At 56.5% G+C, this 10,307-nt stretch carries 9 protein-coding genes; 4 read left to right on the top strand and 5 right to left on the bottom strand.

The window, feature by feature from the left end; all coding sequences use genetic code 11:
• Positions 1-587, top strand: a 587-nt coding sequence (locus DD606_RS22565) for a GNAT family N-acetyltransferase (protein WP_139158337.1), incomplete at its 5' end; no start/stop codon positions are given.
• Positions 588-660: 73 nt separating this feature from the next.
• Positions 661-1,356, top strand: coding sequence for an esterase (ypfH, locus tag DD606_RS22560; protein ID WP_129259171.1), 696 nt, complete (start codon positions 661-663; stop codon positions 1,354-1,356).
• Between the two features lie 98 nt (positions 1,357-1,454).
• Here ypfH and DD606_RS22555 read toward each other — a convergent pair whose 3' ends face one another.
• The 3 genes from DD606_RS22555 to DD606_RS22545 are packed head-to-tail and all read right to left on the bottom strand — an operon-like array spanning position 1,455 to position 3,164.
• Entirely contained in the window at positions 1,455-1,652 is a 198-nt protein-coding gene (locus tag DD606_RS22555) for a YpfN family protein (protein WP_000383991.1), read from the bottom strand.
• A 24-nt stretch (positions 1,653-1,676) separates the two neighbouring features.
• The gene (gene dapE, locus DD606_RS22550; protein ID WP_003863566.1) at positions 1,677-2,804 is read right to left on the bottom strand and encodes a succinyl-diaminopimelate desuccinylase; all 1,128 of its coding nucleotides are present in this window, start codon (positions 2,802-2,804) and stop codon (positions 1,677-1,679) included.
• Between the two features lie 3 nt (positions 2,805-2,807).
• On the bottom strand, positions 2,808-3,164 hold the full coding sequence (locus DD606_RS22545; RefSeq protein ID WP_015572203.1) for an ArsC family reductase: 357 nt from the start codon (positions 3,162-3,164) through the stop codon (positions 2,808-2,810).
• 387 nt (positions 3,165-3,551) lie between these two features.
• Here DD606_RS22545 and ypfM point away from each other — a divergent pair, with 387 nt between their 5' ends.
• Positions 3,552-3,611, top strand: coding sequence for a protein YpfM (ypfM, locus tag DD606_RS22540; protein WP_015572204.1), 60 nt, complete (start codon positions 3,552-3,554; stop codon positions 3,609-3,611).
• 109 nt (positions 3,612-3,720) lie between these two features.
• Here the strand turns inward: ypfM and acrD are convergent, their stop codons facing one another.
• Together acrD and narQ are read right to left on the bottom strand one after the other, a co-directional pair.
• Positions 3,721-6,834 carry a multidrug efflux RND transporter permease AcrD gene (gene acrD, locus DD606_RS22535; protein ID WP_003863561.1) on the bottom strand — a complete coding sequence of 1,038 codons (3,114 nt, stop codon included), beginning with the start codon at positions 6,832-6,834 and terminating at the stop codon, positions 3,721-3,723.
• 141 nt (positions 6,835-6,975) lie between these two features.
• Positions 6,976-8,670, bottom strand: coding sequence for a nitrate/nitrite two-component system sensor histidine kinase NarQ (gene narQ, locus DD606_RS22530; RefSeq protein ID WP_129259169.1), 1,695 nt, complete (start codon positions 8,668-8,670; stop codon positions 6,976-6,978).
• Between the two features lie 152 nt (positions 8,671-8,822).
• Between narQ and DD606_RS26655 the strand changes: the two genes are divergently transcribed.
• A partial coding sequence (locus DD606_RS26655) for a 4Fe-4S dicluster domain-containing protein (protein WP_129259167.1) occupies positions 8,823-10,307 on the top strand: 1,485 nt, incomplete at its 3' end.

Below are 10,307 nucleotides of genomic sequence, written 5' to 3'. Positions count from 1 at the left end.
ATCCCCATCGCCAGCGGGAAGGCATCGGCCAGCGGCTGATCCGCAGTGCCAGCGGAGAAGATTATCTCTCGGTCAGCTTTGGCTATACCGACGAGCTGTGGCGTTTCTGGCGGCAGTGCGGGTTTGTGCTGGTGCGGATGGGCAGCCACCGGGAAGCCAGCAGCGGGTGCTATACGGCGATGGCGTTGCTGCCGCTGAGCGAGGCGGGGCATCAGCTCTGCGAACAGGCGCATCGGCGTTTATGTCGTGATATGCGCGTCCTGTCGGCCTGGAATGGCGAAAAGATCCCGGTGACGGATGCATGGGAAGCTACCCTTAATAGTGATGACTGGCTGGAGCTGGCGGGGTTTGCCTTTGCTCACCGGGCGTTTTCAACCTCGGTTGCGGCGCTAACGCGATTGGTGTTAGCCGTGGACATCCCACTCCCGGCGCTGCGCGGGAAAATGGAAGGGAATACGCACGATTTCGGGCGCAAAGCGTTGCTGGCGAAGCTACGCGAGGAAACCGCACGCGCGCTTGAAAGGCTTGATTACTCCCGTAGCCAGCAGCTGAAAGCCGACATTTTGCAATGGCAATTTTTTCAATGACTTCTTCAGTAAAGTGGCATGGTCATTACCCCGCAGAGGCGTAAAATCCTGCTTATCAATTAAGGAGATCGCCATGAAACATGACCATTTTGTTGTGCAAAGCCCGGATACGCCTGCTAAACAGCTCCTGCTTCTGTTTCATGGCGTGGGCGACAATGCCGTCAATATGGGACAGATTGGCAGCTGGTTTGCACCCGTTTTCCCACACGCGCTGATCGTCAGCATCGGCGGCGTGGAGCCGTGCGGTCCGGACGGTCGGCAGTGGTTTTCCGTCGAGGGCGTGACGGAGGAGAATCGTCAGGCGCGTATTGATGCCGTTATGCCAGCCTTTATCGATACCGTGCGTTACTGGCAGCAGCAGAGCGGCGTAGGCGCCGACGCAACGGCGCTGATTGGCTTCTCTCAGGGTTCAATCATGTCGATGGAAAGCGTAAAAGCGCAGCCCGGACTGGTGTCCCGCGTGATTGCCTTTAACGGGCGTTTTGCGACGTTACCGCAAAGCGCGACCACGCAGACCACGATCCATCTCATTCATGGGGGTGAAGACCGGGTAATTGAGCTTTCGCATGCAGTAGCCGCCCAGGAGACGCTGATGCGCGAGGGCGGAGATGTGACGCTGGATATCGTAGACGATCTGGGGCATGCCATTGACGATCGCAGCATGCAGTTCGCGCTCGATCATCTGCGTTATACCGTACCGAAGCACTACTTTGATGAGGCGCTCAGCGGCGCTAAGCCGAATGACGATGATATCGTCGAGTTTATTTAAACATTTCCCCTCACCCTAACCCTCTCCCCAAAGGGAGAGGGAACAAAACCCCCCTCGTCCCTCTGGGGAGAGGGGCCGGGGGTGAGGGGTGTGTACAATTACTTCTTCTGGTCCTTCTTCGGCCAGTCGTCTTCATCGTCCCACTTGTCGTTAAAATCACGGTGCGGCGGAAGATCCGGTTTGTTGGCAAGGAACTTTTTGTGGTCAACGCGCTTGAGATCTTTAATCACGTTAAGCAGCACGCCTACCAGAAATACCAACACCAGAATCCACCAGTACTTTGAAAGCCAGTCCATTCGCTAATCCTCTTTAAGCACCCGTCAGGCGACGAGTTGCTCCATAATACGTTGATACATGCGGGCCAGCAGTTGTAAATCGGCAGCGTTCACGCATTCATTGATTTTGTGAATCGTCGCGTTAACCGGACCCAGTTCGACAACCTGTGCGCCCATGCGGGCGATAAAGCGTCCGTCAGACGTGCCGCCCGTTGTCAGCAGTTGTGGCTTAATTTCATTATAGTGCGCAATGGCGTTCACTACCGCATCCACCAGTTTACCGCGCTGCGTCAGGAACGGCTGGCCAGACAGCCACCAGTCGAGGGTATAGCGCAGCTGATATTTCTCGAGCAGCGCAATCACTCGCGCTTTGATCATCTCGTCAGTCAGTTCGGTGCTGAAGCGGAAGTTAAACTGGACGAAGAGATCGCCGGGAATGACGTTGTTGCTGCCGGTGCCAGCCTTGATGTTGGCTATCTGCATGCTGGTTGGCGGGAAAAATTCATTGCCTTTATCCCATTCAATGCTCACAAGTTCGTTCAGCATCGGCGCGGCGCGGTGTACCGGGTTATCCGCCAGGTGCGGATAGGCAACGTGGCCCTGCACGCCATGAATAGTCAAATTGCAGGTCAGGGATCCACGGCGGCCATTTTTCACAACATCGCCCACCACTTCGGTGCTGGACGGTTCGCCCACCAGACAGTAGTCCAGACGTTCATTGCGCGCCATCAGCGCCTCAACGACCTTCACGGTGCCGTTGTGGGCGCTGGCTTCTTCATCGGAGGTAATCAAAAACGCAAGACGGTTTTTATGGTTCGGATGCTGGGCGACGAAACGCTCTGCCGCCACGACCATCGCAGCCAGGGAACCTTTCATGTCCGCAGCGCCGCGTCCGAAAAGCATGCCGTCTCGAATGGTCGGCTCAAAAGGCGGGTTGATCCAGCGGTCTGCGTCGCCCGCGGGAACTACGTCAGTATGTCCGGCAAACGCCAGCGTCTCCCCCTGACCGCGCCATGCCCAGAAGTTCTGCGTATCGCCAAAATCCATGTGCTCCACGGTAAAACCGATGGCACGCAGGCGCTCAATCATTAATGCCTGACAACCTGCGTCGTCCGGGCTAAGGGAAGGACGGCGAATAAGCTGCTGAGTCAGCTCAATGACCGGGCATGACATAGACTACACCTCAACGAATAAATCTGAATAAAGGGTTTCACTGAAACCCAGCAGCATAGGCTGACCTGGCTTGCAGAGCAATGGGCGTTTGATGATTGCCGGCATTTCAAGCATCAGTTTGGCTGCGCTGTCGGCGTCGTTGATCGTGGCCCGTAGAGATTCATCCAGTTTTCGCCAGGTGGTCCCGCGGGTATTCAGCAGCGCTTCCCATCCCAGTTCGTTGATGGCGGAATGGAGAAACGCGGGGTCAAGCCCGTCGGCACGGTAATCGTGGAAGCGATAGTCGATGTTGTGTGCTTCCAGCCAGCGGCGGGCTTTTTTAATCGTGTCGCAATTTTTAATGCCGTACATCACAACCATAGTGAATCCTTTTGTTCTTTTGTGGATTAAATGTTCAATATTTTCGAAGATATATCCTTAAGTGGAATATAACACATTCGGAATTTTTCGGGATTTACAATTCTCCATAATTCAACGAACAGCTGTAAGCTGAATAGTCTTTCATCTTTTAAGCATAGTTGTCCACCCTGTTTAAATTGCCAATAAACTCAGGGGGAAATTAAAAATGCTGTCATTTTTCCGACTATTTCAAAATATTGCTGTAGGTCACATAAAATTTACCCGGCAACGCTCATAGTGATCCTAAACCTACCAGTACAGCGGGGCTCAATCACAGCAATCGGTTAAAGTGGCTTCACAATGATGATACGTTTTCGTAGAATGCGCATAATAATAAGAGAGGTTGTTATGATTGAACGTGAACTGGGGAACTGGAAAGATTTTATCGAAGGCATGCTTCGTAAATGAATTTCCGGTAAGAAATGCAAGAGCACTTAATTAACTAAAATAACCATAGTGTGAAAGAATCACACAATAAAAAGGCGGCCTGTAAAGCCGCCTTTTTTATTTCAACGGGTTATTCCGGCTTATCCTTCAGCGGGAAACGACGACGTATCAGCACAAAGAACAGCGGTACGAAATAGATAGCCAGTATCGTCGCGGATATCATTCCCCCCATAACGCCCGTACCCACTGCGTGCTGGCTGCTGGAGCCTGCGCCGGAGCTGGTGGCCATCGGCAGGACGCCAAACACAAAAGCCAGAGAGGTCATCAGGATCGGACGCAGGCGCTGACGACAGGCGTGCAGCGTGGCGGCCATCAGTTCGTGACCTTTGGCATTCATCTCATTGGCAAATTCGACGATCAGAATGGCGTTTTTTGCCGACAATCCGATCACGGTGAGGAGTCCGACCTGGAAATAGACATCATTTTCCAGGCCGCGCATCCAGGTTGCCAGCAGCGCGCCGATGACCCCGAGAGGCACCACCAGCATCACCGAGAACGGCACTGACCAGCTTTCATACAGCGCCGCCAGGCAAAGGAATACCACCAGCAGCGAAAGAGCATACAGGGCAGGCGCCTGAGCGCCGGAAAGCCGTTCCTGGTAGGACATCGCCGTCCACTCCAGGCCAAAGCCGGTCGGTAACTGCTGAACCAGTTTTTCCATAATGTCCATTGCGGTACCGGTACTGACGCCCGGCGCGGCTTCACCGACAATCTCTAGCGCCGAATAGCCGTTGTAACGCTCCAGACGCGGCGAACCGGTCTCCCAGCGTGACGTCGCAAACGCCGAGAACGGCACCATGCCGCCGGTGTTATTGCGCACATACCAGCGGTTGATATCGTCCGGCAGCATGCGGTATTTGGCGGCAGACTGAACGTAGACCTTCTTCACGCGGCCGCGATCCATAAAGTCATTTACGTAGCTTGAGCCCCATGCCGTTTGCAGGGTGTCGTTAATGTCGTCGATGGAGACGCCCAGCGCCTGCGCTTTACGCTGGTCAATATCCACCTGTAGCTGAGGGCTGTCATCCAGACCGTTATGACGAACGCGGGTAAGCTGCGGATCTTTCCCGGCCAGCTCGAGCAGTTTATCGCGAGCAGCCATCAACGCGTCATGCCCGGCACCCGCGTGATCCTGAAGCTCCATATCAAACCCGGCTGAGCTGCCCAGGCCGCTGATGGCGGGCGGGCTGCTGGCGAAAACGCGCGCTTCCTTGATTTTGTTGAACGCTTTGGTTGCACGCTCAATGATGGCAAAGGAGGAGCCGGTATCGCTGTCGCGCTGGTCCCAGTCTTTCAGGCGCACAAACATACGCGCCACGTTCTGCCCGTTACCGCCGGGGCCAGAGCCGACGGTGGAGAAGACGGAGACCACGTTATCTTTCTCCTGAGTATGGAAGTAGTTCTCAACCTTCTGCACCACTTTCAGGGTCTGCTGCTGGGTCGAGCCGCTCGGTAACTGTACGGAGGTAATAAACATGCCGCGATCTTCCAGCGGCAGGAACGAGGTTGGCAGCCGCAGGAACAGGAACACCATGCCGCCGAGCAGCAGGACATAAACCACCATCCAGCGCACGCTGCGGTGCAGTACTTTACCCACGCCCGCTTCATAGCGCGCCGCATTGCGGTTAAACATGCGGTTAAACCAGCCGAAGAAGCCTTTTTGACCGTGGTGTTCCCCCTTATGCAGCGGTTTGAGCAGCGTCGCGCACAGGGCAGGGGTAAGGATCATTGCCACGAGTACGGAGAGCACCATTGCAGAGACGATGGTGATCGAGAACTGGCGATAAATCGCGCCCGTGGTGCCGCCAAAAAATGCCATCGGGATAAATACCGCCGACAGCACCATGGCGATACCGACCAGCGCGCCCTGAATTTGTCCCATCGATTTGCGCGTGGCCTCGCGGGGCGAAAGCCCTTCCTCGCTCATAATGCGCTCGACGTTTTCCACCACCACGATGGCATCATCCACCAGCAGGCCGATGGCCAGCACCATGGCGAACATGGTCAGGGTGTTGATGCTGTAACCGAAGGCATACAGCACCGCAAAGGTTCCCAGCAGCACCACCGGCACCGCAATGGTGGGGATCAGCGTGGCGCGGAAGTTTTGCAGGAACAGGTACATCACGAGGAACACCAGCGCGATAGCTTCGAGCAGGGTTTTCACCACATCTTCGATGGAGGCTTTTACGAATGAGGTGGTTTCGTAGGCGACTTTGTACTCCAGTCCGTGCGGGAAGTAATGCGACAGTTCATCCAGACGCTCTAACACCCGCTGCGCGGTCGCCATTTCGTTGGCGCCGGAGGCCAGTTTTACCCCCAGTCCGGACGCGGCATTGCCGTTAAAGCGACTCAGGTAGTCATATTTTTCCGCCCCCATTTCCACGGTGGCGACATCCCCCAGACGCACTTCCGAACCGTCCTGATTCACGCGCAGAGTAATATTGCGGAACTGGTCAGGTGTCTGGAGCAGCGACTGGGAGTTGATGGTGGCGTTAAGCGCCTGGTTGTCCACGGACGGCGTACCGCCGAGCTGCCCCACGGCAATCTGGGCGTTCTGCGATTCGATAGCGTCGGTGACATCTTTAGCGGTCATCTGCACGCTGTTCAGCTTGTTGGGATCCAGCCAGATACGCATGGAGTACTGCGAGCCGTAGGCGTCGATATCACCCACGCCGTTGATACGGCTGAGCGGGTCCTGAATATTACTGGCGACGTAGTCCGCGATGTCCTGCTTATCCATCGAGCCATCGGTTGAAACAAACGCGATGGTCAAAATATTGGTGTCACCGGTTTTACGCACGGTCACCCCCTGGTTCTGCACCGCCTGAGGCAGTTTACGCAGGGCCGATTGCAGCTGGTTTTGCACCTGCTGCACCGCTTCATCCGGATCCGTGCCCGCCGTAAAGCTCAGGGTTACCGTCGCCTGGCCCGTGGCACTGCTCTGCGAGGACATGTACATCAGGTTATCAAGACCCGTCATGTTCTGCTCGATAACCTGCGTGACGGTATTTTCCAGCGTCTGTGCCGAGGCGCCAGGATAGTTCGCCGTGATACGCACGTTGGGGGGCGCGAGGTCGGGGTATTGCTCAACAGGAAGGGAAGTAATCGCCAGGACACCCGTCAGACACAACAGGATTGCAAGCACCCAGGCAAAAATGGGGCGATCGATGAAAAAATTCGCCATTAAAGTGTGACCTCGTTTTGCTGCACGTCATTATTGTTTATTGCCCGCCTAACTTTAGCGGTAAGGCCCAGGTCAAACGTGGAGAAATAAAGGAGATAATGTAAATTATCATGCGCTTTTTTCAGCGCGCCTTCTTTCCCGCTATTTTTCAGCCTGCGCCGCAGGCGTCCGGAACGTTACGCTGACCTGTGTCCCACCCTGTGGCGGCTGAGAAAAGTGTAATGTCCCGCCGAGCCGTCCCGCGCGTTCGCGCATGATATTCAGCCCGTAATGCCCCGGCGGTTCACTGGCGTCGCCGATACCAATACCGTTGTCGCGGATCGTGACCGTGTGAGTGCCATCCGCGGTGGTGACGCAGCTGACCACAATCTCGCTGGCGTCGGCATGTTTAATCGCATTCAGCACTGCCTCACGCACAATCTGTAACAGGTGCACCTGTTTTTGCGCGTCCAGCGCCAGCGATGAGAGACGGCAGTCGAGCACCAGCTTCGCGCGGGTCTGGCTTTGCAACCCGTCGAGAGACTCCTGTAGCGCGGCAGGAAGATTGGCGTGATTGAGCGTCAGGCGGAAGGTGGTGAGCAGCTCGCGTAGCTGATGCCAGGCGTTATTCAGCTCGCGAGAGAAGTCCGTAATGATGGCCTGCGCCGGGGCATTGTCGCCCGGCACGGCATGCTTCAGCAGCGTAAGCTGAATACGCAAATAGGAGAGCACCTGCGCCAGCGAATCATGCAACTCGCGCGCGATGGTGGCGCGCTCTTCCATCAGCAGCAACTGCTGATAATGTTTCTGCGCCTGATTGAAATAGAGCCCCCGGCCCAGCATCGTCGCCACGCTTTCCATGAGCGGCAGCGGAACATCCCCGGTCGCGCTTTGCCAGCGCAGTTCGCCGTACAGGGTGTCCTGCATTAATACCGGTAAATTGTGCATTTTCTCGCCCGGGGACTCCTGTCCTTCGTAAAGCTGCCAGTCGTCACTGGTGCGCAATTGCAGGTAATTCATCTGCGTATAGTCATGCACAATCTGCAAAATATGCCGGAAGCAGTGGCTGTCTATCTGCCCGGTATTCAACGCCTGTGAGCATTTGAACAGCATTTCGAGCTGCTGATGCGCTTCATTCAGGTGGCGGGTTTTTTCAGCAACGGAGTGCTCCAGGGAACGGTACAGGGTGTGTAATTCCGCCGACATATGGTTGAAGGCGCGGGAAAGCTGGCCCAGCTCGTTGGGAAGCATAATATCCGGCGCGGGGGTATCGAACTGCCCCTGTTCGATACGCTCGCTCGCTGCCACCAGATTATTCAGCGGCAGCACAACCTGACGGCGGATGCGCCGCAGGGTCATCACCGCCAGCAGCAGGATGCCCAGGCCGCCCGTCAGCGACATGAAAATCACCAGCTGTATCTTATGTTCGGTGTAGTGCTGTAGCGCCAGCACAAAGGCATCTATCCGGCCCACGAAATCCTCTATGTGGCTCTGATACCACCCGGTATCGCCGCTGGCGATACGCGTGTCCATCTCCTGCCAGCCAAGCTGCAACTGCTGGTAACGCTGTTTGACGTCCTCTGGCACATACCAGCGGTTTAGCTTCTGCAACGCAGGCGCGCTCAGCGTTTTCTGCCAGACCGCGCGGTGCCCTGCCAGCGACGGGCTGGCGCGCTGCAATTCGTAGCCCAGGCGGTAGCTCTGCATGCGCAGCGATCCGGCGATGTTAATCGCCTCGGCGTCGCGCTGGCTGCTGGCGAGTGTAACCAGCGCAATGGCGCTGATCAGAACGGACAAGACAATCATCGAAAAGAAAGCCCGAGCCAGGCTTCCCGATACGGGGCGTTTAACGGTCACTCATCGGCTTCCTGAATTAAATTGATCTGCCACAGGTTCACTGGAAATAGTTCGCCTTCCAGGGCATTTGAACATTGCGTCGCCATGCCGCTGTGGGTAAATACGATAACAATAGAAAGAATAAGGTTATTGAACCAAAAACAGGTGTTGTTATGAATCGTTTTATTATGGCCAACGCTCAACAGTGTATCGGTTGTCGCACCTGCGAAGTTGCCTGTGTGATGGCGCACAACGGGGAGCAGCACGCGCTGAGCGAGCGCCATTTTCATCCCCGCATTACGGTCCTTACCTCAGGCTTGCGAAAAAGCCCCGTGACCTGCCACCACTGTGAAAACGCGCCCTGCGCGCAAAGCTGCCCGAACGGAGCCATCACGCAACACAGCGACAGCGTACAGGTCAATCAACAAAAATGCATTGGCTGTAAAGCCTGCGTGGTGGCCTGTCCGTTTGGCACGATGGACATGCTGATCGCCCCGCTGGAAAACGACAGCGTAAAGGCCTCGGCGCACAAATGCGACCTCTGCCTGGAAAGGCCGCAAGGCCCGGCCTGCGTTGAAAACTGCCCGGCAGAGGTGCTTACGCTCGCCACCCCAGCCGTGCTGGATAAGCTGGTTAAACAGCGCCGACAGCGCAGCGCAAGGCTGGACGCGCTGCCGTGGCACAGCGAGGCGGTTCAGTCAGTCCCTCCGCAAACCAAACGGCAACAGATGCAAAACACCCCGGCGCGCGGTGAGCCGGATAAGCTCAGCCCCGACGCGCGCGCCGGCCATTTTAACGAGATCTACTTGCCGTTTCGCCCGGAACAGGCGCAGCGCGAAGCATCCCGGTGCCTGAAATGTGGCGACCACAGCATTTGCGAGTGGACCTGCCCGCTGCATAACCATATTCCACAGTGGATTGAGCGGATCGGGGCGGGGGATATCGTCGGTGCGGCTGAGCTTTCTCACCAGACTAACTGTTTACCGGAAATTACCGGCCGCGTCTGTCCACAGGATCGATTATGTGAAGGCGCCTGCACCCTGCGGGATGCGTCAGGGGCGGTAACCATCGGGAATATCGAACGGTATATCTCGGATCGGGCGCTGGCGATGGGCTGGACGCCGGACGTCAGCCACGTTAAACCGGTCGGTAAGCGCGTCGCCATCATCGGTGCCGGTCCGGCAGGGCTGGCCTGCGCCGACGTACTGGTGCGCAGCGGCGTCGGTGTGACGGTCTACGATCGCCATCCGGAAATCGGCGGATTGCTGACCTTTGGTATTCCGGCCTTCAAGCTGGATAAATCCCTGTTAGCGCGGCGCAGAGAGATATTCAGCGCGATGGGCATCCGCTTCGAGCTGAACTGCGAGGTGGGAAAAGACGTATCGATGGCCCAACTGCAAAACGACTACGATGCCCTGTTCATCGGCGTAGGGACCTATCGTTCCATGAAAGCGGGTATCCCTCACGAAGACGCGCCGGGCGTGTACGACGCGCTGCCGTTTTTAGTGGCGAACACGCGGAACGTGATGGGCCTTGACCCTGCCGCAGACGAGCCGTTTATCGACACGCAGGGGTTAAACGTGGTGGTGCTGGGCGGGGGCGATACGGCGATGGACTGCGTGCGCACCGCGCTGCGACATGGCGCGGCGAAAGTCACC

Origin of the sequence: Enterobacter cloacae complex sp. GF14B, from assembly GCF_004136805.1 — a bacterium.
In the GTDB taxonomy this organism is placed as follows: Bacteria; Pseudomonadota; Gammaproteobacteria; order Enterobacterales; family Enterobacteriaceae; genus Enterobacter; species Enterobacter hormaechei_C.
Note: the sequence above shows the minus strand (reverse complement) of the source record. Positions and strands in the feature narration are given on the sequence as shown.